Annotated in this window: 18 protein-coding genes and 1 pseudogene; 12 read left to right on the top strand and 7 right to left on the bottom strand. The window is 73.0% G+C overall.

Annotated elements, in window-relative coordinates; all coding sequences use genetic code 11:
* Positions 1 to 283: 283 nt before the first annotated feature.
* From B082_RS0122285 to B082_RS39245, 3 genes and pseudogenes are all read left to right on the top strand, one after another.
* Positions 284 to 667, top strand: coding sequence for a hypothetical protein (locus B082_RS0122285; RefSeq protein ID WP_018554029.1), 384 nt, complete (start codon positions 284 to 286; stop codon positions 665 to 667).
* 57 nt (positions 668 to 724) lie between these two features.
* Positions 725 to 1,182, top strand: a pseudogene (locus B082_RS0122290) (helix-turn-helix domain-containing protein); the annotation flags it as partial.
* A 133-nt stretch (positions 1,183 to 1,315) separates the two neighbouring features.
* On the top strand, positions 1,316 to 1,471 hold the full coding sequence (locus B082_RS39245) for a hypothetical protein (RefSeq protein WP_018554030.1): 156 nt from the start codon (positions 1,316 to 1,318) through the stop codon (positions 1,469 to 1,471).
* A 6-nt stretch (positions 1,472 to 1,477) separates the two neighbouring features.
* Here B082_RS39245 and B082_RS0122300 read toward each other — a convergent pair whose 3' ends face one another.
* On the bottom strand, positions 1,478 to 1,909 hold the full coding sequence (locus tag B082_RS0122300; RefSeq protein ID WP_018554031.1) for a hypothetical protein: 432 nt from the start codon (positions 1,907 to 1,909) through the stop codon (positions 1,478 to 1,480).
* 140 nt (positions 1,910 to 2,049) lie between these two features.
* On the opposite strand from B082_RS0122300, the gene B082_RS0122305 reads away from it, so the two are divergent.
* On the top strand, positions 2,050 to 5,952 hold the full coding sequence (locus B082_RS0122305) for a hypothetical protein (protein WP_018554032.1): 3,903 nt from the start codon (positions 2,050 to 2,052) through the stop codon (positions 5,950 to 5,952).
* Between the two features lie 24 nt (positions 5,953 to 5,976).
* On the opposite strand, the gene B082_RS0122310 is transcribed toward B082_RS0122305, so the two are convergent.
* Both B082_RS0122310 and sigJ read right to left on the bottom strand, forming a co-directional pair.
* The gene (locus B082_RS0122310; RefSeq protein WP_018554033.1) at positions 5,977 to 7,167 is read right to left on the bottom strand and encodes an NAD(P)/FAD-dependent oxidoreductase; all 1,191 of its coding nucleotides are present in this window, start codon (positions 7,165 to 7,167) and stop codon (positions 5,977 to 5,979) included.
* Between the two features lie 93 nt (positions 7,168 to 7,260).
* Entirely contained in the window at positions 7,261 to 8,205 is a 945-nt protein-coding gene (gene sigJ / locus B082_RS0122315; protein WP_018554034.1) for an RNA polymerase sigma factor SigJ, read from the bottom strand.
* Positions 8,206 to 8,258: 53 nt separating this feature from the next.
* Here sigJ and B082_RS0122320 point away from each other — a divergent pair, with 53 nt between their 5' ends.
* From B082_RS0122320 to B082_RS0122335, 4 genes are all read left to right on the top strand, one after another.
* A complete protein-coding gene (locus B082_RS0122320; protein WP_018554035.1) occupies positions 8,259 to 9,140 on the top strand; it encodes a DUF2797 domain-containing protein in 882 nt (293 codons plus the stop codon).
* A 13-nt stretch (positions 9,141 to 9,153) separates the two neighbouring features.
* Positions 9,154 to 10,029 (top strand): amidohydrolase family protein, encoded by an 876-nt coding sequence (locus B082_RS0122325; RefSeq protein ID WP_018554036.1) that lies wholly within the window; start codon positions 9,154 to 9,156, stop codon positions 10,027 to 10,029.
* An 84-nt stretch (positions 10,030 to 10,113) separates the two neighbouring features.
* A complete protein-coding gene (locus B082_RS0122330) occupies positions 10,114 to 10,851 on the top strand; it encodes a response regulator transcription factor (protein WP_018554037.1) in 738 nt (245 codons plus the stop codon).
* Complete coding sequence (locus tag B082_RS0122335; protein WP_026250069.1) at positions 10,844 to 12,358, top strand: sensor histidine kinase; 1,515 nt, start codon at positions 10,844 to 10,846, stop codon at positions 12,356 to 12,358. Before B082_RS0122330 ends, B082_RS0122335 begins: the two co-directional genes overlap by 8 nt.
* 94 nt (positions 12,359 to 12,452) lie before the next feature.
* On the opposite strand, the gene B082_RS36410 is transcribed toward B082_RS0122335, so the two are convergent.
* A complete protein-coding gene (locus B082_RS36410; RefSeq protein ID WP_018554039.1) occupies positions 12,453 to 13,712 on the bottom strand; it encodes a hydroxymethylglutaryl-CoA reductase in 1,260 nt (419 codons plus the stop codon).
* Between the two features lie 380 nt (positions 13,713 to 14,092).
* On the opposite strand from B082_RS36410, the gene B082_RS0122345 reads away from it, so the two are divergent.
* Positions 14,093 to 15,445: a bifunctional glycosyltransferase family 2/GtrA family protein gene (locus B082_RS0122345; RefSeq protein ID WP_078622626.1), complete on the top strand. Its 1,353-nt coding sequence runs from the start codon at positions 14,093 to 14,095 to the stop codon at positions 15,443 to 15,445.
* Positions 15,442 to 17,580: an ArnT family glycosyltransferase gene (locus B082_RS0122350; RefSeq protein WP_018554041.1), complete on the top strand. Its 2,139-nt coding sequence runs from the start codon at positions 15,442 to 15,444 to the stop codon at positions 17,578 to 17,580. The genes B082_RS0122345 and B082_RS0122350 overlap by 4 nt, the downstream gene beginning before the upstream one ends.
* A 12-nt stretch (positions 17,581 to 17,592) precedes the next feature.
* Here the strand turns inward: B082_RS0122350 and B082_RS0122355 are convergent, their stop codons facing one another.
* Positions 17,593 to 18,468, bottom strand: coding sequence for an endonuclease/exonuclease/phosphatase family protein (locus tag B082_RS0122355; protein WP_026250070.1), 876 nt, complete (start codon positions 18,466 to 18,468; stop codon positions 17,593 to 17,595).
* Between the two features lie 165 nt (positions 18,469 to 18,633).
* Here B082_RS0122355 and B082_RS0122360 point away from each other — a divergent pair, with 165 nt between their 5' ends.
* Complete coding sequence (locus B082_RS0122360; protein ID WP_018554043.1) at positions 18,634 to 20,160, top strand: MFS transporter; 1,527 nt, start codon at positions 18,634 to 18,636, stop codon at positions 20,158 to 20,160.
* Positions 20,161 to 20,255: 95 nt separating this feature from the next.
* A complete protein-coding gene (locus B082_RS0122365; RefSeq protein WP_018554044.1) occupies positions 20,256 to 21,050 on the top strand; it encodes a TetR/AcrR family transcriptional regulator in 795 nt (264 codons plus the stop codon).
* Here the strand turns inward: B082_RS0122365 and B082_RS0122370 are convergent.
* Positions 21,044 to 21,961, bottom strand: a complete 918-nt coding sequence (locus tag B082_RS0122370) for an NAD(P)-dependent oxidoreductase (protein WP_018554045.1) — start codon at positions 21,959 to 21,961, stop codon at positions 21,044 to 21,046. The genes B082_RS0122365 and B082_RS0122370 overlap by 7 nt on opposite strands.
* Positions 21,958 to 22,422, bottom strand: coding sequence for a PPOX class F420-dependent oxidoreductase (locus B082_RS0122375; RefSeq protein WP_018554046.1), 465 nt, complete (start codon positions 22,420 to 22,422; stop codon positions 21,958 to 21,960). The genes B082_RS0122370 and B082_RS0122375 overlap by 4 nt, the downstream gene beginning before the upstream one ends.
* Positions 22,423 to 22,442 lie beyond the last annotated feature (20 nt).

Below are 22,442 nucleotides of genomic sequence, written 5' to 3' on the forward strand. Positions count from 1 at the left end.
CCGCGCTGAGCCCCTGCTGTACAGCAGAGAAGTACCGCAACCAGAGCGACCGCGCCTGGCCCCCGACGACTCTGCGGAACCTCGTAGGTGCCGGAATGGCCGCTACTGACCGATCCGGCTAGAGCTACGGATCAGAAGGTTGCAGGTTCGAATCCTGCCGAGTGCACAGCAGGCCAGAGGCCCCCAGGAGAAATCCTGGGGGCCTCTCGCGTTGAGGTCCGGACGGTCCGGGGCGGCGATGCGTTGATCGGCTGACAGGCCGCTGTTCTCCCGTGAGATCGTCGTGACCGTGATCGAGTCCTGGGCGATCGACGGCGACAGCCCTGCCCCTGTTTCGCGCGGAGCGGTGGTTCCGGCTCTTCGGGCGCGGATGGCGGGCGGGCAGTTCGAGACGTGGTTCAGCAGCTCTGCCGGCCGGATGCCGGCATTCGTTTCCAACGGGTGGCGGGCCATGGTGGTGTTGCTGGAACGGGAGGGCGATCCCGGGGAGCATGCCGTGGATCCGGGGGCCGAGGGGGAGAGCGACGGGTTCGTGCTGGCCAACGGGCAGGACGATGAGTATCCGGACCGGGACACCGTGCCCCTCGCGGAGGCGCTTCGGATCGTGGAGCACATCGTTGGATCGGGTGCCTGGCCGGCTGATGCGCGGTGGGTTGTTGATCGGTGAGGTGGCTCTTCGTCCTGCTCCCCACCCCGCCGGTACTTGCGCGCGTACCGTGGCCGGGTGGCGAGCGATGATCTGGGGCGGGCTCTGCGGCGGCTGGATTCCCTGACGCAGGAAGAGCTGGCCGAGCGGGCCGGTGTGTCCGTGGATGCGATCAGGCAGCTTGAGCAGGGGCGGAAGCAGTCGGCGCGGCTTCCCCCACGGCACGCGTTGGCGAACGGGTTGGGCGTGGAGCTCACCACGTTGTTGGGGCATCTTCCCGCGGTCGCGTCCTCGGGGGAGAGCGACGGGCCGCGCTTCGTGGCGGTGCGTCGCGCCATCATGCCCGTGCTCGGGGGCCGGGCGCCGGAGCCGCCCGGGCCGGGTTCTCGTTGGATCAGTTGCGCGAGCAGTTCGCGGCGGGATGGACGCGGTAACACTCAGCTGAGTTCGACACGGTGATGAAGGCGCTGCCGGATCTCATCGCGGATGCGCGTACGGCCACTGCTTCGGCCGATGGAGAGGTGCGGCGGAGAGGGGAAGGGCGAAGTCCCGGTCGGGACTTCGCCCTTCCCCTCTCCGCACGAGGCGTTCGCGGATCAGGTTGATGACTGTTGGGGGGCCTGCGCGGGTTGCCTATGCCTGTTCCCCCCTCCGGAACGCACGGACCCGGTGCTCGCCGTCCTCCGCGCCCACCCCCGGGGCCGGCACGTCACCGTGATCGGTGTGGTGACGGCCGACCCCGCGGGCGACGTCGAGTTCCTCACCCCGGCCGGCCCCCACCCCGGTACGCGGAGCGCGGGGCCACTGCCGGAGCGGCTGCCGTGAGGGGGGTCAGCAGGGCTTGATCGACCAGAACTCGCTCCAGTTGATCGGGTGGCTCTTGTTGTCCGCGGGTGCCTTCTTCGACGTCTCGTCCGCCCGGATGAACTTGCCCACCGCTCCGCCGGTCTGGTTGTTGATGTACGTCCCGGCACCCTCCCAGTAGCTCAGGTAGTAGGTGCCGCACTTCTCGAAGCGGTCGACCCGCCACTGTCCCCTGGCCGGGTCCCAGACGGCAGTGCACAGGGAACCGACCTGGCACGAGATGAGGCCGGCGTCGTTGTAGATGGGGGCGTGTCCCGTACTGGGGGAGACGGTCGGCGACTTCGCCTGCACCGACGCCGGGGCCGGGGCCGCCTGTCCGGCCTCCGCCTGCGGGACGGCCAGTGCGGTGACGGCCGTGGCCAGCACGGCCGCCGCACCGAGAGAGCGTTTGATTCGCATGGGTTCGACTTCTCCTCTGCTGTTCGGTTGCTGTCGATTCGAGTTTTCGGGGCCGGCAGGTTGTCCGGCAGACCCCTTCCATCACTCCGGACAAAGCCCGGCATGCTGGTCCGGACGTTGTGGGACGGAGGGGGACTGCCTTGGGACGCCGTGAACGCGAACTGGACCCGGCCGACGGGCCCGTGGTCCGGTTCGCACTGGAGTTACGGAAGCTGCGCAGGGAGGCCGCGCCGCTGACCTACCGGGAGATGGCCGCGCGGGCGCACTACTCGGCCACCACGCTGGCGGAGGCCGCCGCCGGGGACCGGCTCCCGTCCCTGCCGGTCACCCTCGCCTACGTACGGGCCTGCGGCGGCGACGAGGCCCACTGGGAACGGCGGTGGGCCGAGGCGGGCGAGGAGGTGACGGGCGAACGCCTCGCCGCCGACAGCGATCCGGCCTCGGCGCCGTACCGGGGGCTCGCCCGGTTCGAGACGGGTGACAGCGACCTCTTCTTCGGCCGTGACCGAGCCGTGGCCCAACTCGCCGCCCTCGTCGGCGAGAAGCCGTTCACCGTGCTGTCGGGACCCTCCGGCAGCGGGAAGTCGTCAATGCTCCGGGCGGGCCTCATCCCCCGGCTGCGCCACCTGACGGGGACGGCGGACCGGCCGTCGGTGATCAGGGTCCTCACCCCCGGCCCGCGTCCGGCCACCGCGCACGCCCCCCTGCTGGCACCCGGGGCCACGAACGACGGGCGCGCCCTGCTCATCGTGGACCAGTTCGAGGAGCTGTTCACGCTGTGTACGGACGCCTCCGAACGGTCCCGGTTCATCGGCGGACTCCTGGACGCGGTACGGCCCGAGCGCGGGGGACGCGTACTGATCGCGGTGCGCGCCGACTTCTACGGCCACCTCGCCCAGGACCGCCGCCTGGCCGAAGCGGCCGGCGACAGCACGCTGCTGCTCGGGCCGATGACCGAGGACGAACTCCGTGAGGCGATCACCAGACCCGCCGCGACCCAAGGGCTTCTGGTCGAACGTTCCCTGACGGCAAGAATCATTGAGGAGCTGTCGGAACAGCCGGGCAGCCTGCCCCTGATGTCGCACGCCCTCCTGGAGACCTGGCACAGGCGCCACGGCCGGACCCTCACCGAATCGGCGTACGGTGCGGCGGGCGGCCTGGCCGGGGCCATCTCCCGTACAGCGGAGGAGTGTTACGGCCGGCTCACCCCGATGCAGCGGGAAACGGCCCAGCGCGTGCTGCTGCGCCTGGTCGCCCCGGGCTTCGGCACCCAGGACACACGCCGGCCGGTCATCCGGTCCGAACTGGGCCTCGCCGCAGACAGGAATGCCGGGGAGGGCGGTCACGGCGAAGACGTGGCGGTCGTCCTCGAACATCTCGGCCGCGCCCGCCTGATCACCCTCGGCCACGACAGCGTCGACCTCGCGCACGAGGCGCTCCTGACCGCCTGGCCGCGCCTGCGCGGGTGGATCGACGAGGACCGTGAGCGGCTGCGTCTGCACCGCCGTCTCACCGAGGCCGCCACGGGCTGGCAGGACCTCGGCCGCGATCCCGGAGCGCTCTACCGGGGGGTGCGGCTGTCCACTGCCCAGGCACACTTCGGGACCCGCTCCGGGGAGAGCGGCGAACTCTCCCCGCTGGAAGGCCGCTTCCTTGCCGCGAGCACCCGGGCTGCCGCGCGCAGAGTGCGCCTCCGTCGCGTGCGGGGCGGGGCTCTGTCGACCCTGCTCGTGCTCGCCCTGCTCGCGGGTCTGGTGGCCTGGCAGCAGAGCCGGCTGGGCGACCGGCGCCGCATCGAGGACGAGGCGCGCCGTGTCGCCGGAGTGGCCGAGAGCCTGCGCCTGTCGGACCCCGTCACATCCATGCGCCTCGCCCTCGCGGCCTGGAACGCCGCCGACCTGCCGGAGACGCGCTCCGCGCTGCTGAGCGCGTCGACCCAGCCGGAGCAGGGGCTGTTCACGGACCCCGACACGGACAGCGCGACAATGCGGCACCTGAGCGACGACGGTCGCACCCTGCTCAGCCTCGGCAGCAGGAACGTGGTCGAGTGGGACGTACGCACGGGGCGGGAGCGGCGTCACCTGCCCGGCCTGGGGGAGGCGCTGGACCTGGTGGCCCCGATGCGGGGCGGTGGACTGAGCGTTCCGCAGTTCCTCAAGGGCGATCCCTTCGAGGTGCGGGTGGGGATGCGCGATCTCGTCACCGGCCGCACCGGCCGCGCCCTGTCGACGGCGGCCTCCGGCGGGGTGGCGACGAGTCCCAGCGGGCGGCTCCTCATCACGTACGAGAAGGCCCCCGATCCGGCGGGCGAAGGCCGGCGACAACGGGCGGTGGTACGCGACGCGACGACCGGGGAGACCCTCCTGACCCTGCCGCCGCGCCCCTGGCGCGAGCCGCGCGCCGACGAGGGTTTCGCTCCGGCCGCCTCGGGCGCGCTCGACGCCCGGCGCTCGTCGGAAGGGCGTGGTCTCGTACTCGTCCAGGAGGTGAACGTCAGCCCCGACGACAGTCTGCTGGCCCAGTGCCTGCCCGGTGAGCCGGTCCAGCTCTGGGATCTCGACCGCCGGCGCAGGGTCGCGACGCCCTGGGCGCCCACCACCTCCCGCGTGCAGTGCCTGAACGAGGCGGTGCAGTTCACCCCCGACTCCCGTGGCCTCGTACTGGTCGACGACGACGGGGTGCGTATGTGGGACATCGGCACCGGCCGCGGACAGCGGCTCGCCGAACACCAGGGCCTCGTGGAGGCGCGGCTCAGTCCCGACGGAAGGTTCCTGGCGGCGACGGACGGTGAGGAGCTGCTGCTCTGGCGCACGGACGATCCGGGCGGCGAGCCGGTGTTCCGGTACGGGCTCGAAGGGGCGGAGGCGGCACAGCTGCGCTTCGACCTCGCGGCGGGAACCCTCAGCTATCTGGCCGGTTCCCCTCTTAACTTCGGGTGGGGAAGCGCCGTGCGTACGGTGGACATAGGCCGTGTCCTGGCCGCCGACTGGCAGCGAAGCCCCGCCTTGAACGCCGAGTTCAGCCCCTCCGGCACGCTGCTCGCCGTCGCCCGTCAGGGGGAGGGGGACCGGGCCGGGTTCCGGCTCCGGGAGCTGGGGTCGGGCGGCGGCTGGACGGACCTGCCTGGCCTGCCGTGCCCGGCCCCGACAGACCAGTCCCCGGGCTGCATGCAGTTCCTGGCCTTCAGCCCCGACAACCGCACCCTCGCGTACGGAACCGAAACGATCTCTGCCGTGGCTCACCCCACACCACCCCTGCGCGTGAACTTCTGGGGCGTGTCCCGCCACCGTGTCACAGGGACAGCGGATCTGGTCATGCCCGAGCGAACCCACCCGGTGGAGCTGAGCACCATCGCCTACACGCCCGACGGCCGGTCGCTGCTCCTGGTCGAACCCCCGGCCCTCGGCTGGACACACCTGTGGGACCTGCGCCGCCGCGACATGGTCAGGTCGTGGCCCGGCGCTCAGGGGCACGCGGTGGCCATCGCCCCGGACGGCAGCCGGTTCGTCACCTCCGACGGACAGGTCCGCGAGCCGTCGGACGACCGGCCCCCCGCAGGCGCAGGGTCCATCGAGAGCACGGGCCCTCTGGCCTTCAGCCCGGACGGCGCGGTTCTGGCCGCCGGGGACAGCACGGGCCGCGTCGTGCTGTGGGACGGGCAGGTGCGCGAGCGCCTGGGCGAACTGCGACGCGTGGGCCCCGAAGCACCGAGGGGGGTCACGGCGCTGGCCTTCTCCCCGGACTCCCGTCTCCTGGCGGTCGGCGGAGGCAACGGAGCCGTTCAGCTGTGGGACCTCGCCTCCCGTACGCCGCTCGGCTCGCCCCTGCCCACGGCCGGGGACTCCGTCATGGCGCTGAGCTTCGGCGCGGACGGCACCACATTGCGCGTATCGGGGCGCCACGTGGACCTCGCGTCGTACGAGATCGCCCCGCGTACTGCCGCCACCACGGTCTGCCGCCGGGCGGACGGCGCCCTTGCGGAGACCGCCTGGCGGGAGTTCTTCGCCGACGTCCCCTTCACCGCCGGCTGCCCCGCAGCCTGAGCACCACCCGGAGCCGGTCCCCGGTCACCGTCCCTCCGCCGCGGCCGGTGCGGGCCGCGGGGCGGTGGCCGGGTGGCGCCGGGTGGGCATGCCGGTCGTCGGGTTGGCCACGCCCCAGGCCGCGCCCTTGCAGACCAGCTCCTTGTAGACGGCGGCGATCCGGCCCGTCAGGACCCCGCGCACCGAGCGGTCGTCGGCGGTGACGTACTGGATCAGGCCGTCCTTGCGGCCCAGCGAGACGCACTGGTTGAAGTAGCGCAGCGGGGTGTGCGGGAGCTTGCGGCCGGTCAGCCGGGCGGCGAGGGAGTCGGCGGCCTGCCAGGCGGTCGGGATGCCCGAGGCGCAGGACATCCGCAGTGGCTTGTCGCCGGGGCCCGCGACCAGGGCCGCGTCGCCGATGGCGTACACGTCGGGGTGGGAGACCGAGCGCATGGTCGCGTCGACCACGATCCGGCCGGTGCCGTCGGTCTCCAGGGGGGTGGCCGCCGCGAGCGGGTGGACCGCGAAGCCCGCCGTCCACACGGTGACCGAGGCGGGGAACGAGGTGCCGTCGGCCGTGGTGACGTGGCCGGCGCCGACCTCGGTGACGGCGGTGTGCTCGTGGACGGTGATGCCGAGCCGGTCGCACACCTTGCGTACGTGCCGGCGGCCGGCCGGGGACAGCCAGTCGCCGAGCCCGCCGCGTGCGGCGAGCGCGATGTCCAGGTCCGGGCGGGCCTCGGCGAACTCGGTGGCCGCCTCCAGACCGGTCAGTCCGCCGCCGACGACGACCACGGACCCGCCGGGCGGGAGGGCGGCCAGCCGGTCGCGGAGCCGGAGCGCGCCGGGGCGGCTCGCGATCTCGTGGGCGTGCTCGGCGGTGCCGGGGACGCCCTGGGGGTTCCAGGCGCTGCCGAGGGCGTAGACGAGGGTGTCGTAGGCCAGCTCGTCGGGGCCGTCGGCGCCCTGGACGGTGACGGTCTTCAGGTCGACGTCCACAGCGGTGACCCTGCCGACCCTCAGTTCCACGCCGGTCCCGGCGAACATCTCGCCGAAGGGGCGCGGGGTGAGGTCCTGGCCCGCCGCGAGCTGGTGCATGCGGACGCGCTCGACGAAGTCGGGCTCCGCGTTGACGAGGGTGACGGTGGCGTCGTCGCGGCGCAGCCGCTTGGCGATGCGGCCTGCGGCGATGGCTCCGGCGTAGCCGGCTCCGAGGACGATGATGCGGTGCTGCATGTGCCTGCTCCTGTCTCGCGCGGTTTCGCCCCTTGAACCGGACAGCCCGCGATTCCCTGACACAGAAGTGATGTGACCTGCGTCACATATTGATCAGAAGGCTGTGAGCAGCGGCTTCCCGTGTTCCATGGCCGCCCACTGCCGGGTCGCCCGTTCGAGCTTGTCCGGGTTGGCCTGGTTGCGGAACGATTGGATGCCCTCGGGGGTTACCTCCAGGCACATGACGCCGATGACGCGCTCGCCGACGGCCGCGACGACCGCGGTGGAGCCGTTGGCGCTCGTGACGTACAGGTCGACGGAGCCCCCGGTGACGGCGGTCTTGGCCTTGCCCGGCTTGAGCAGCCCCCGCATGAACGTCGCGACGGCCTTCGCCCCCTCGAACGGCTTGGTGCGGGCCGGCACCTTCCCGCCGCCGTCCCCGACCGAGAAGGCGTCCGAGGTCAGCAGCTTCACGAGCGGTTCGGTACGCCCCCCGGCGGCGGCGAGCAGGAACTCCTCGATGACCCGGCGGGCGGCGGCCTCGTCCACCTCGGTGCGCGTCCTGCCGTCCGCGATGTGCTTCTTCGCCCGGTGGTGGACCTGCTGGACGGCCGACTCCGTGAGGTCCAGGATCTCGGCGATCTCCCGGTGCGGGTAGCCGAACGCCTCCCGCAGCACGTACACCGCCCGCTCGCGCGGGGCCAGCCGCTCCATGAGCGTGAGCACGGCGTACGAGACCGACTCGCGCTGCTCGGCCGTGTCGGCGGGGCCGAGCATGGCGTCCCCGGCGAGCAGCGGTTCGGGCAGCCACTGCCCGACGTACGTCTCGCGCCGGGCGCGGGCCGAGGTGAGCTGGTTGAGGCAGAGGTTGGTGAGGACCTTCGTCAGCCAGGCCTCGGGGACCTCGATCCGCCCGGTGTCGGCGGCCTGCCAGCGCAGGAAGGTGTCCTGCACGGCGTCCTCGGCCTCGCTCGCCGAGCCGAGGAGGCGGTAGGCGATGGCCTCCAGGCGGGGCCTGGCCGCCTCGAACCGGTCCACGTCCTGCACCGTCAGGTCCATGCCCGAATCCTAGTCCCGCGCCCGTTGTCAGTGCCCGCCCGTAAGGTGCGCGCATGGACTGGCAGTGCACCGGCCTGAGGTGGCCCGAGGCGTCCGGCGGCCCCGCGCTCGGCTGGCGCAAGGGCACACGGACGCGGGCGAGCGCCCTGGCGTACGGGACGGAGTTCGGCCTCCGGGCGGCCGGTGAGCGGCGCTGCGCCGGGGCCCGGGGCCACGCCTGCCCGCTGGGGGCCGTGGTCCCCGCGCACAGCACGGGCGGGCGCTGCCCCGAGTGCGGGCGGCTCGACCGGGCGCATTCGGTGGCCGCCGACACGATCCCGGACGACCCGCGCACGTACCGCGTGTACCTGGCCTGGTTCGGGACCGGGATGGTGAAGGTCGGGATCACCGCCGAGGGGCGCGGCGCGGCCCGGCTGCGGGAGCAGGGGGCGGTGGTCTTCAGCTGGCTGGGGCGTGGCCCGCTGATGGCGGCCCGCCGGGCCGAGGAGCTGCTGCGGGCGGCGCTCGGGGTGCCGGACCGCATTCCGTACGCCCGCAAGCGGGCCGTGCGGGCGGAGCTGCCGGACGAGGCGGTACGGGCCGCCGAGGTGGCGGAGCTGTACGGGAAGGCGGCGGCCCTGGAGGGCGGCGGCTGGCCGGAGGCGCTGGAGCGGCTGCCGTTCGAGGCGGTCGACCACGCGGGGATCTTCGGGCTCGGGGCGGTGTCCGCGCCGGGCAGGGCGGTGACCGGCCTGGCGGACGGCGGCGCGGTCGCGGGCCTGCTGGTCGCGGCGGCCGGACCCGACCTCCACCTGGACACGGGCGCGGACGGCGTCGTCGTCCTCGACACCCGGCTGATGACCGGCTGGACGCTGGCGGCGGCCGGCGCGGACGCCGGGGTGGGCGTGCCGGCCGTCGCGCTGGGGGGCGGGGCGGCGCAGGACGGGCTGTTCTGAGAGGCTCGGCCGTATGGGTGACGATCACGACGACGTGGTGCGTTTCTGGCAGCGGCTCGGGCTGCCAGGGATCATCGACGTCCACACGCACTTCATGCCGGAGCGGGTGCTGCGCAAGGTCTGGGCGTACTTCGACTCGGCGGGCCCGCTGACCGGCCTGGAGTGGCCGATCACCTACCGGCACGAGGAGGACGAACGGCTCGCCCTGCTCCGCTCGTTCGGCGTACTCCGCTTCACCTCGATGCTCTACCCGCACAAGCCGTCGATGGCTGCCTGGCTCAACGCCTGGGCGGCCGATTTCGCCGCCCGGACCCCCGACTGCCTGCACACCGCGACCTTCTTTCCCGAGCCGGAGGCGGAGCGGTACGTACGGGAGGCCGTGGAGGCGGGGGCGCGGGTCTTCAAGGCGCACCTCCAGGTCGGCGCGTACGACCCGAACGACCCCCTGCTCGACCCGGTCTGGGGCCTGCTCGCGGAGGCCGGCATCCCGGTCGTGACGCACTGCGGCTCCGGCCCCGCCCCCGGCAAGCACACCGGCCCGGACCCCATGGCCCGCGTCCTCGCCCGCCACCCCCGCCTCCCCCTGATCGTGGCGCACATGGGGATGCCGGAGTACGCGGAGTTCCTGACGCTCGCGGAGACGTACCCGGAGGTCCGGCTGGACACGACGATGGCGTTCACGGATTTCACGGAGGAGTTCTCCCCGTTCCCGAGGGCGGAGCACGGGCGGCTCGCGGCGCTCGGCGACCGCGTCCTGCTGGGCACGGACTTCCCGAACATCCCGTACCCGTACGCCCACCAGCTGCACGCCCTGGAGCGGCTGGGGCTCGGTGACGACTGGCTGCGGGCGGTCTGCCACGACAACGCGAAGGCGCTGTTCGAGATCTGAGCGGGGCTCCCGTCCCGGGCTTTCTCAGGAAATTCACAGAAACGGACAAGGACTCTCTCAGAGCCGGCTCGCAGGCTTGCCGTCATGACGACGACCTCGCCCCAGGGGCGTACCGAACTGCTCAGGCCGGACCGCACCCCCGTCCGGGTCCTGGTCGTGGACGACGAGGCCCCGCTCGCGGAGCTGCTGTCCATGGCGCTTCGTTACGAGGGCTGGGAGGTGCGCAGTGCCGGGGACGGCGCCGACGCCGTGCGGACGGCCAGGGACTTCCGGCCCGACGCGGTGATCCTCGACGTGATGCTGCCCGACATGGACGGCCTCGCCGTCCTCGGCAGGCTGCGCCGGGAGCTGTCCGACGTGCCGGTGCTGTTCCTGACCGCGCGGGACTCCGTGGAGGACCGGATCGCCGGGCTCACGGCGGGCGGCGACGACTACGTCACCAAGCCGTTCAGTCTGGAGGAGGTCGTGGCCCGGCTGCGCGGCCTGATCCGGCGTTCGGGCACGGCGGCGGCGCGCAGCGAGTCCCAGCTCGTCGTGGGCGATCTGATGCTGGACGAGGACAGCCACGAGGTGAGCCGGGGCGGGAAGAACATCCACCTGACGGCGACCGAGTTCGAGCTGCTGCGGTTCCTGATGCGCAATCCGCGCCGGGTGCTGAGCAAGGCGCAGATCCTGGACCGGGTCTGGAACTACGACTTCGGCGGCCAGGCCAACGTGGTCGAGCTGTACATCTCCTACCTGCGCAAGAAGATCGACGCGGGCCGCACGCCCATGATCCACACCCGGCGCGGGGCGGGATACCTGATCAAGCCCGGTGAGTAGCCGCGCGGGCCGGCCCTGGACGCTGCGCACCCGTCTCGTGGTCTCGGCGGTGACCCTGATCGCGGTGGTCGCCGCCGTGATCGGCTCGGTGACCGCCATCGCCTTCCACAGCTACATGTACGGGAAACTGGACGACCAGCTGCGGGACATCGCGGTCCGCGCGGAACGCGTGCCGGGCGCGCCGGGCCCGGGAGGCCCCAAGAGCCCGGGGGGCGCTTCGGACCGCGACCCGCTCGCCTTCATCGGCATGGGCGGCCAGCCCCTCCAGACGTTCGGCGCGCTGGTGGAGGACGGCGCGGTCGCCGACTCCGCGGTGGTGAAGGACGGCGGCCCCGACGCCGCCGAGAACACCCAGCCGCTGACCGGGGCGCAGCGGAAGGCCCTCACGGCGGCCGGTGTCACCGCGGACAACAGCGCGCACGACGTCGAGCTGCCCGGTCTGGGCGGCTACCGGGTACGCGCGGTGCCCGCGGGCGGCGGCGGGTCCGTCCTGGTCGGCATCCCCACCACGGAGGTGAGCCGCGCGTTGGGCACCCTGATCCTGGTCGAGGTCTGCGTGACCGGCGCGGGGCTCGTCGCGGCGGGGATCGCGGGCGCGGCGATGGTCGGGGTGGCTCTCCGCCCCCTGCGCCGGGTGGCCGCCACGGCGACCCGGGTCTCCGAACTTCCCCTGCACAGTGGTGAGGTGGCCCTGTTCGAGCGGGTCCCGGAGGCCGAGGCGGACCCGCGCACGGAGGTCGGCCAGGTCGGCGCGGCCCTCAACCGGATGCTGGGCCACGTCGGCTCCGCGCTGGACGCGCGGCAGCGCAGCGAGACGCGGGTGCGCCAGTTCGTCGCGGACGCCGGCCACGAGCTGCGCACCCCGCTCGCCTCGATACGCGGCTACGCCGAACTCACCCGGCGCGGCCGTGAGGAGACGGGGCCCGACACCCGGCACGCGCTGGGCCGTATCGAGTCCGAGGCGCAGCGCATGACGGGCATGGTCGAGGACCTGCTCCTGCTGGCCCGCCTGGACGCGGGCCGCCCGCTCTTGTGCGAGAGCACCGATCTCTCGCCGCTCGTCGTGGACGCGGTGAGCGACGCCCGAGCCGCGGACCGCGCCGCACACCGCTGGCGGCTGGACCTCCCCGACACCCCCGCCACCCTCCACGCCGACCCCACCCGTATCCAACAGGTCCTGGTCAACCTCCTGGCCAACGCCCGCACCCACACCCCACCCGGCACCACGGTCACCGCCCGCGTCCTGGCGGCCCCCGGCAACCCGTGGGTCACCCTGGAGGTCCAGGACAACGGCCCCGGCATCCCGCCCGGCCTCCTCCCCCACGTCTTCGAACGCTTCGCCCGGGGCGACGCCTCCCGCTCCCGCAACGCCGGCTCGACGGGCCTCGGCCTGGCCATCGTCCAGGCGGTGGTGGCGGCGCACGGGGGCGTCACGGAGGTCCGGTCGGTCCCGGGGGAGACGGTGTTCGCGGTGCGTCTGCCGGTGGACGGGGCGGTGGCTGTGTGAGGCGCCCGCCCCGGGGGCGACGCCGCCCGCCCCGGGGTGACGCCGCCCGCCGCAGGGGCGCCGGCCCGGTGTGACGCCGCCCGCCGACGCGGCGTCACGAGGGCGCGGCGTACTGGCCGCTGCCACTCTGCTGGGGCAGCCTGTTGCGGCCGAGGCGTTCGTGGGCGCTGGCGAAGTCTCCCGACACGGCCGCGGACACGGTCGACAGGTCCAGGGCCAGGGCGAAGCCCGCGATGATCTCCGCCAGCCGGACGGCGCTCCCCGGGCCGGTGCAGCCCATGAGTTCCAACAGCTCGTGCTGCGTGGGCAGATGGGTACCGCCACCGACCGTGCCGAGTGCCAGTCCGGGCAGGGTCATGCTCGCGTGGACGCCGTCCGGTGTGCGTTCGAGGAGGAAGTGCCCCGAACCCGACTCGTGGACGCAGGCGATGTCCTGGCCGGTCGCGGCGAAGATCGCCGCCACGATGTTGGCGGAGTTGGCGTTGGACCCCAGCATCGCGCTGTGGACCGCCCCGGCCGCGAGGTGCTGGTACCCGCGCACCAACTCGTCGGGGGTGGTCCTGAGGACCCGTTCGATCACTCCGGCCGGCAGCACGCAGTCGGCTGCCACCCTGGTCCCGCGGCCCTCCGCCAGGGCCAGGGCCGACGCCTTCTTGTCGCCCGACGAGTTGCCTTCGATGATGAAGGATTCGAGCGCCCCGCCCGCGAACAGCCGCGGTTGCCGCAGAAGCCACTGACACGCGTGCCACGTACAGGCGGTCGTCATGTTCTGCCCCGCCGCGTCCCCGGTGGTGTACCTGAACCTCAGGTGAACGGTCCTGCCCAGGACCACGGGTTCGATCGAGTCGAGCACGGCATGGCCGGAGACCTCCCGGACGGCCGTACGGAGTTCACCGAGGTACCGGGAGACCGCCGAGGCGAAACGGCAGGCGTCCGCCAGGCGGGCGAACGCGAATACGGGGGCGCGCGTCATCGCCTGCGAGACGGCGTGCGTACTGACGCCACCCGCCATCGTGACGGCCAGCGCCCCACGCGTCGCCGACGAGACCAGAGCGCCTTCCGTGGTCGCCAGCGGCGCGTAGACCTCGCCCTGGACGTGCGTCCCGCGAAACAGCAGGGGCCCGGCCACCCCGACCGGAATCTCGACGGTGCCGACGAATCCCTCGATGTTCCCGGTCAGCCTGCCGGCGTCCAGCCGTGTGTGCTGAAGGGAACTCAGCGCCGACCGGGTCCTGGAGCGGAGCCAGCCCAGCCTTCGCAGGCGCGCCGCCTCCGTATACACCCCACGCGCGGGCACGAACCGCCCCGGGGGACGCGGTGAACCGGGCAGGCCGGGGCTCTCTTCGGAACTCATACAGCATTCCCCTTCTCCTGCGGCGACCCGGCCCGCGACGGGAAGCTCAAGCCACCGGTCGCGTTCGGGTCAAGTGGTGACCGAGCCCACCGCGACAGCGCTCACGACGAAACGGCCCCGGCCCGACCGGCCGGCCCGGCAGTGGACGCGATGGCTCGGCAAGAGGTCCTGCTCCGGACGGACCCCCGCCGCTCCCCCACCTCGACACCCCCGGCACCCACCCCCGGTCCCAGCTCAACGACACGTCGCCCCATTGGTTACGCACACCCACTGCATCGTGTGAACGGCCCACCGAGCCGCCGGGGCGCCCGCGCCCACTCACAGACGTCCCACAGCCTCACCACACACCTGTGACAGCGCGGTTGACGAGTGTCGGTGGCATGCGAACAGAGACTCCTTGGAGCACCTTGCCGACCCGGGACCACCTCCTGGCCGGTGCGGGCGGTGTGGCGGGTGACCCCGTGCTGGATGTGGTGGTACCCGTCCACAACGAGGAGAAGGACCTCGAACCGTGTGTCCTGCGGCTGCACGAGCACCTGGCGCGCACCTTCCCGTACGCCTTCCGGATCACCGTCGCGGACAACGCGAGCACCGACCGTACGCCCGAGGTGGCGCGGCGGCTGGCGCGGTTGTTGCCGGGGGTGCGGTCGTTCCGGTTGGAGGAGAAGGGGCGCGGGCGGGCGTTGCGTACCGTCTGGACGCACTCGGACGCGCCGGTTCTCGCCTACATGGACGTGGACCTGTCCACCGACCTCAACGCGCTGCTCCCGCTGGTGGCGCCGCTCATCTCGGGGCACTCGGACCTCGCCATCGGCTCGCGGCTGGCGCGCAGTTCGCGGGTGGTGCGGGGGACGAAGCGGGAGTTCATCTCGCGGGCGTACAACATCATCCTGCGCTCGTCGCTGGCCGCCCGGTTCAGTGACGCGCAGTGCGGGTTCAAGGCGATCCGCCGCGAGGTCGCGCAGCGGCTGCTGCCGATGGTGGAGGACACCGGGTGGTTCTTCGACACCGAGATGCTGGTGCTGGCCGAGCGGGCCGGGCTGCGCATCCACGAGGTGCCGGTCGACTGGGTGGACGACCCCGACTCCACCGTTCACATCGTGCGCACCGCCACCGATGACCTGAAGGGCGTGTGGCGGGTCGGGCGGGCGCTCGCCGTCGGCGGGCTGCCGCTGGACCGGCTGGCGCGGCCCTTCGGGGACGACCCGCGGGACCGGGGGATCGGCGGGGTGCCGGGCGGGCCGGCCCGGCAGCTGGTCGGGTTCTGTGTCGTGGGCGCCCTGTCCACCCTGTTCTACCTGGCGCTGTACTCCCTCTTCCGGCTCGGCGCCGGGCCCCAGCTCGCCAACGGGGCCGCGCTCCTCGTCTCCGCCGTCGCCAACACCGCGGCGAACCGGAGGCTCACCTTCGGTGTACGGGGCCGGGGCGGCGCCGTACGCCACCAGGCGCAGGGCCTCGTGGTCTTCGCCATCGGCCTCGCCCTGACCAGCGGTTCGCTCGCGGCCCTGGGCGCGGCGTCCGGATCGCCCTCGCACACCACCGAACTCGCCGTACTGATCGCGGCCAACCTCGCGGCGACCGTGCTCCGTTTCCTGCTCTTCCGCGCCTGGGTCTTCCCGGACCGGGGCCGGGAAGCGGACCGGGATGCGGACCGGGGAGCGGGCCAGGGAGCGGCACCGGCCGCGGTCTCCGCCGACACCACCACCACCCACCACCTGAGGAACGCCCGATGACCACGTTCGACCCCGCCTACGCCCCGGCCCGGCCGGACACGCCCCCGGGTCATGTACGGGCCGGCACCTCGCTGCCGGGCCGCGCCTGGCGCGGGCGGCCCGAGGACGCGCCCTGGGTGCGCCCGGCCTTCCTCGCCCTGCTCCTCGTCATCACGCTGACGTACTTCTGGAACCTCGGCGCCTCCGGCTACGCCAACTCCTTCTACTCCGCGGCCGTGCAGGCCGGCAGCCGGAGCTGGAAGGCGTTCTTCTTCGGCTCGCTGGACTCGGCCAACGCCATCACCGTCGACAAGCCCCCGGCCGCCCTGTGGCCGATGGCCCTGTCCGTGCGGGTCTTCGGCCTCGGCTCGTGGGCGATCCTGGCCCCGCAGGTGCTGATGGCCGCGGCGACGGCCGGGGTGCTGTACGCGGCCGTACGCCGCCGGTTCAGCGCCGCCGCCGGGCTGATCACCATGGCGGTGTTCGCGCTCACGCCCGTCGCCGCGCTGATGTTCCGCTTCAACAACCCGGACGCGCTGCTCGCGCTGCTGATGACCGTCACCGTCTACTGCGTGCTGCGCGCGATGGAGCACGGCCGCACCAAGTGGCTGGTGTGGGCGGGCGTCGCGGTCGGGCTCGCGTTCCTGTCCAAGACCCTCCAGGCGTTCCTGATCCTGCCGCCCCTGGCGGTGCTGTACGCGGTGTTCGCGCCGGTCTCCGTACGCAAGCGGTTCGGGCAGCTGGGGCTCTCCGCGCTCGCCATGGCCGTCGCGGGCGGCTGGTGGGTCGCGGTCGTCGAGCTGTGGCCCGCCTCCTCCCGCCCGTACATCGGCGGTTCGCAGAACAACTCCTTCCTTGAGCTGACCTTCGGCTACAACGGGCTCGGCCGGATCAACGGCGACGAGACCGGCAGCGTAGGCGGCGGGGGAGGCGGTGGCGGCGGTCAGTGGGGCGAGACCGGTCCCGGGCGGATGTTCAACTCCGAGATCGGGTCCCAGATCTCCTGGCTGCTGCCCGCCGCCCTGATCCTGCTCGTCGCGGGTGTCTGGCTGACCTGGCGGGGGAAGCGTACGGACACCGCCCGCGCGGCCTTCCTCGCCTGGGGCAGTTCGCTGCTGATGACGGCGGCCGTGTTCAGCTTCATGGCCGGCATCTTCCACCAGTACTACACGGTGGCCCTGGCCCCATGCGTCGCGGCGCTGATCGGCATGGGCGTCACGGTCCTGTGGGAGGAGCGGGCCCGCTGGTGGGCGGGCGCCACGCTCGCGGCCGTGGTCGCGGTGACGGCGTACTGGGCGTACGTCCTGCTGGGGCGGACGCCCGACTACCAGCCGTGGCTGCGGACCACGGTGCTCGTCGCCGGGGTCGTGGCGGCGGTGGGCCTGCTGTTCGCGTCCCGGCTCGGCCGCCGGCTCGCCCTGGCCGCGGTGGTGCTCGGCTTCGCCGCGTCGCTGGCCGCCCCGACCGCGTACACGATCAGCACGCTCAACACGGGCCACCAGGGCTCCATCGTCACGGCGGGCCCGTCCTCCGGCGGCATGGGCGGCCCCGGCGGTGGCGGTCGCGGCGGCGGACCGGGCGGCGGCGGTGACGGCGGCGGTGGCGGCATGGGCCGGCCCCCCACCGGCACCCCGCCCGGCCAGGGCACGGGCCAGAACCAGGGCACAGGCCAGGGCCAAGCACCCTCACAGAGCAACCAGAGCAACCAGAACAACCAGAACAACCGGCCCGCCGGCGAACGCGGCGGCGCCCCCGGCGGTGGCGGCGGCATGGGCGGACTGCTCAACGGCGCGTCCGTCGGCTCCGAGGCCAGGAAGCTCCTGGAGGCGAACGCCGACGACTACACCTGGGCGGCCGCCGCCATCGGCTCGCAGAACGCGGCGAGCTACCAACTCGCCACCGAGAAGCCCGTGATGGCGATCGGCGGCTTCAACGGCAGCGACCCGTCCCCGACGCTCGCGCAGTTCGAGAAGTACGTCGAGGACGGCCGCATCCACTACTTCGTCTCCGGCGGAGAAGGCGGCGGCCAGGGCGGCGGCATGGGCGGCAGCGGCACCGCCTCGAAGATCTCCTCCTGGGTCGAGAAGAACTTCAAGGAGGTGACGGTGGGCAGCGCCACGTTCTACGACCTGACCCAGCCGGCGACGGACAGCTGACCGTTCCCGGACTCAGCGCCGCAGCTCCAGGTCGGCGACGACAGGGCGGTGGTCCGAGGCGAGCGTCTCGGTCACCGCCGCGTCGCGTACCCGGATGGTGTCCTTCGAGACGGCCACGTAGTCGATCCGCTGCACCGGGTCCTGCGCCGGGAAGGTGGGCGCGCCGGGCTCGATGTCGGTCAGGTTCTCCCACAGCGGGGCCAGCTCCGGGGCGGTGGGCGCCGCGTTGAAGTCGCCGAGCAGGATCTGCCGGACCGGGCCGCGCTCCGACTTCCGGTCCTCCGCCATGATCCGCCGGGTGTCCGCGACCTGGGCGACGCGGACGGACGGGTCGCCCCGGAAGTCGAGGTGCGTCGCGTACACATGGACCGGCAGGCCGCGCACCCGCAGGACCACCTCGCCGAAGCCGGGTCCGGGCGCCGGGACCGGGTCCGGGTCCTGGGTGGAGAGCCGGGTGATGTCATGGTTCTCGGCGCTCACTATCCGGTACCGGGACAGCACCGCCACCCCGAACTCGCGCCTCGGCTCGCCCTCGGCCACCGGGTCGAAGTCGTAGATCGGGGCGAAGGACACGTGCATCCGCAGCCGCCGGGCCAGTTCGCTTGCGAGATCGCGCCACTCGCTGCGGGCGTCCCAGTGGACGTCGACCTCCTGGAGCCCGATGACGTCCGCGTCGAGCGAGCGGAGCGCGGCCACCTGGCGGTCGAGATCGAAGACGTTGTCCATGCCGGCGCCGGCATGGATGTTGTACGTGGCGACGCGCAGCGGCACCGACTGCCCGGGACCGTGCCCGTGCCCGTGTCCCGCGGCTGTCGCGGGAGGCGCGAGCGCCGTCCCCAACAGGCCCACGGCCACCAGGACTTCCACCGTACGACGACGCAGTGACATAGCGCTCCAACTCCAGGTGACGGACCGTTGCCGGATCGGCGACCGGCACCGTACCCGCGAAAAGCCGGTTGTACGCCCCATCCGGTCCCTATACGGTGTACAACTCATTCCCTGTACACCGTATAAGAAGGTGCGGGGACACCCGACCGACCGCAGGGAGCACGCATGACGGCGACCGACGCCGCGCAGAACAACCCGCTCGCCGGGCCGAGCCATCCGCAGCGCTGGCTGATCCTCGGCGTCATCTGCCTCGCCCAGCTGGTCGTGCTGCTCGACAACACCGTCCTCAACGTGGCGATCCCCTCCCTGACCAGGGAGTTGAACGCCTCCACCGCCGATGTGCAGTGGATGATCAACGCCTACTCGCTCGTCCAGTCCGGGCTGCTGCTCACGGCCGGAAGCTCCGCCGACCGCTACGGGCGCAAGAAGATGCTGATCGCGGGGCTCGCCCTGTTCGGCATCGGCTCCCTGGTGGCCGGGCTCGCCGGGTCGTCCGCCCAGCTGATCGCCGCACGGGCCGGCATGGGCGTCGGCGGGGCACTGCTGATGACCACCACGCTGGCCGTCGTCGTCCAGATCTTCGACGACAGCGAGCGGGTGAAGGCCATCGGCATCTGGTCGACCGTGAGTTCGCTCGGCTTCGCCGTCGGCCCGCTGATCGGCGGTGTCATGCTCGACCACTTCTGGTGGGGCGCGATCTTCCTGATCAACATCCCGGTCGCCGTCATCGGCCTGGTCGCCGTGGCCCGGCTGGTCCCCGAGTCGAAGAACGCGAGCGGTGAGCGCCCCGACCTGCTGGGCGCGCTGCTGTCCACCATCGGCATGGCCGCCGTCGTGTACGCGATCATCTCGGGCCCCGGGCACGGCTGGACCTCGGGCCGGGTGCTGCTGACCGCGTTCACCGGGGTCGCCGTCCTCACCGGCTTCGTGCTGTGGGAGCTGCACATCCCGTACCCGATGCTGGACATGCACTTCTTCCGCAACCAGAAGTTCGTCGGGGCGGTCGCGGGCGCGGTCCTGGTCGCGTTCGGGATGGGCGGCTCGCTCTTCCTGCTCACCCAGCAGTTGCAGTTCGTCCTCGGCTACGGCCCGCTGGAGGCCGGACTGCGCACGGCCCCGCTCGCCCTGAGCGTCGTCGCCCTCAACCTCACCGGACTCGGCGCCCGCCTGGTCCCCAGGCTCGGCACCCCGCTCACCATCGCGTCCGGCATGGGGCTGCTCGCCGTGGGGCTGGCCTCGATCGCCCTGCTCGGCGGCGACGGCTACGGCGGCATGCTGCTCGGCCTGCTCGTGATGGGCGTCGGGATCGCGCTCGCCATGCCCGCCATGGCCAACGCGATCATGAGCGCGATCCCGCCCGAGAAGGCCGGGGTCGGCGCGGGCGTCAACGGCACGCTCGCCGAATGCGGCAACGGCCTCGGGGTCGCCGTACTCGGCGCGGTCCTCAACTCCCGGTTCGCCGCGCTCGTCCCGTCCGCCGTCGGCGCCGCCTCACTGCCCGCCGCCCTGGCCGCCGCGGCCGGTGAGGAGGAGCGGGCGCGGATCACGGACGCGTTCTCCTCGGGCCTGGAGACCAGCATGCTCGGCGGAGCGGTGGCCGTCCTGGCCGGCGGTCTGCTGGCCGCTCTCCTGCTGCGCCGGGCCGAGCGGGGAGAATCGGAACGGGCCGACCCGGCCGCGGCAGCGGCATAGCATCAGTCGGGACCACCGGACCGCGTGCCTCCGTTTCGGGGTACGCGGTACGGGGCCGGTCCGTCCGTCCCGCCGGTGAGACGAGGGAGTGCGCCATGGTGTCCGCGGCCGACCGAGTGAAGAACCCTGCCAGGACCAGCGTGTGGCTGAACACCCGGCCGCCCTCCCGCTCCCGCAGGACGGCCCAGCCGGCCGGCCTCGACCGGGAGAGGATCACCGCCGCCTCGGTCCGGCTGCTGGACGCCGAGGGCCTCGCGAAGTTCTCCATGCGCCGGCTGGCCGCCGAGCTGAACGTGACCGCGATGTCCCTCTACTGGTACGTCGACACCAAGGACGACCTGCTGGAACTGGCCCTCGACGCGGTCTACAGCGAGATCGGGCCACCGCCCGCGGACGCCCCCTGGCAGGACCGGCTGCGCGCGGTGGCCACCGCCTACCGCACGCTGCTGGTCCGGCACGCCTGGGTCTCGCCGCTCGCGGGCAAGTTCCTGAACCTCGGGCCGCATTCGCTGCTGGTGACCCACACCATCCAGGACGTGATCCGCTCGACCGGCCTGCCCCTGGAGGGCCGCAGCGGCGCGCTCGCCGCGGTCTTCCAGTTCGTATACGGATTCGGCACGGTCGAGGGCCAGTTCGCGCAGCGCAGCGCGGAGGCGGGACTCACCCAGGACCAGTACTTCCGGCAGGCGATGTCCGCGGTCGGGGAACAGCCCGAGCTGGACGAGTTCGTGGAGGACTCGCGGGACCTCATGGCCGCGCGCGGCGGCGTGGCCATCGAGGAGATGCGCGACCGGGACTTCACCTTCGCGCTGGACCTGCTGATCGCGGGCATCGACGCGATGCGCGAACGGGCCGAAGGGGAGCGGTCCCACGCACAACGGGCTCAGTAGCCCCGTGCCGTGTCCACGGTGAGCGGCGGCACGCGCCCGGCCGTCAACTCCCGCAGGCACGCCGTGAAGTCGGTGACGATGTCGTCGTCGGCCGTGATGCCCGCCGAGTGCGAGGTGATCACCGTACGCGGCAGCCGCCAGCACGGATCACCGGGCGCGGCCGGCTCGTCGGGCAGCACGTCCAGCACCGCCCGCCCCACCGCCCCCGAGCGCAGCGCCCCCTCCAGCGCCCCAAGCTCCACGGTCGCGCCCCGCCCCACGTTGAGGAACGTCGCCCCGCCCATCGCGGCGAACCGGTCCGCCCCGAAGTACCCGGCCGTCGCCCCGGTCAGCGGGAGCGCGGCGACCACCCAGCGGGCGGCCACCGGTTCGTCCGGCGCGGCGAGCGCGTCGAAGCCGGGCGGGAGTTCGCGCGGGGTGCGGGCCACGCCCACCGTCCGGATGCCGCAGGCCCGCAGCCGCGCGGCGACGGCGGAGCCGATCCGGCCGATGCCGTGCACGACGGCGGTCTGCCCGGCGACGAGCTCACCGGGGATACGGCGCCACTCGGCGCGGGCGTGCAGGGCGGTGTACTCCGGGACCGACTGGCACTCGGCGAGGATCCAGCCGAGGACGTACTGCGCGATGCGCTCGCCCATCCGGCCCACCGTCCGGGTGAGCAGTGCGGTGCGTGGCCAGGGCCCGGCGTCCAGCAGGGCGTCCGTGCCGGCGTTCACGCTGTGGAACCAGACCAGGTCCGCCCCGCGCGGCGCGTCGGGCAGCGAGGCCCCCACGTAGACGTAGGGGCCGTCGCCGGGGGTACCGCGTTCGAAGGGCCGGGCAGAGGCCCTTGCCAGGCCTCGCGCGGCGGTCTCGCTCACCTCGGGCCCGGCCAGCAGCCGGGCCCGGCCCAGCAGGGCGGGGGAGATCACGGGGCGAGGTGGGCGGGGAAGCCGCCCGTCGCGACCGGGCCCCAGCGCTCCGGGGTGATCCGGATGATCGACTTGCCCTGCTTCAGCATCGCCGCCCGGTACTCGTCCCAGTCGGGGTGCTCGCCGGAGATGTTCCGGAAGTACTCCACGAGCGGCTCGACCGAATCCGGCGCGTCGATGACCTCGGCCGATCCGTCGATCTGGACCCAGGGTCCGTTCCACTCGTCGGACAGCACGATGACGCTGACCCGCTCGTCGCGCTTGGCGTTGCGGGTCTTGGCGCGCTCGGGGTACGTGGAGACGACGATCCGGCCGGCGTCGTCCACGCCGCAGGTGAGCGGGGAGCCCTGGGGGCGGCCGTCGGCCCGGGTGGTCAGCAGGATCGCCCGGTGCCGGGGCCGCACGAACGCCAGCAGGTCGTCGAGTTCCACGGCGGTGTTGGTCGCGATGTTGGGTGCCATGGAACCGACCCTACGACCGG

This window comes from Streptomyces sp. ATexAB-D23 (assembly GCF_000373645.1).
Classification (GTDB): Bacteria; Actinomycetota; Actinomycetes; order Streptomycetales; family Streptomycetaceae; genus Streptomyces; species Streptomyces castrisilvae.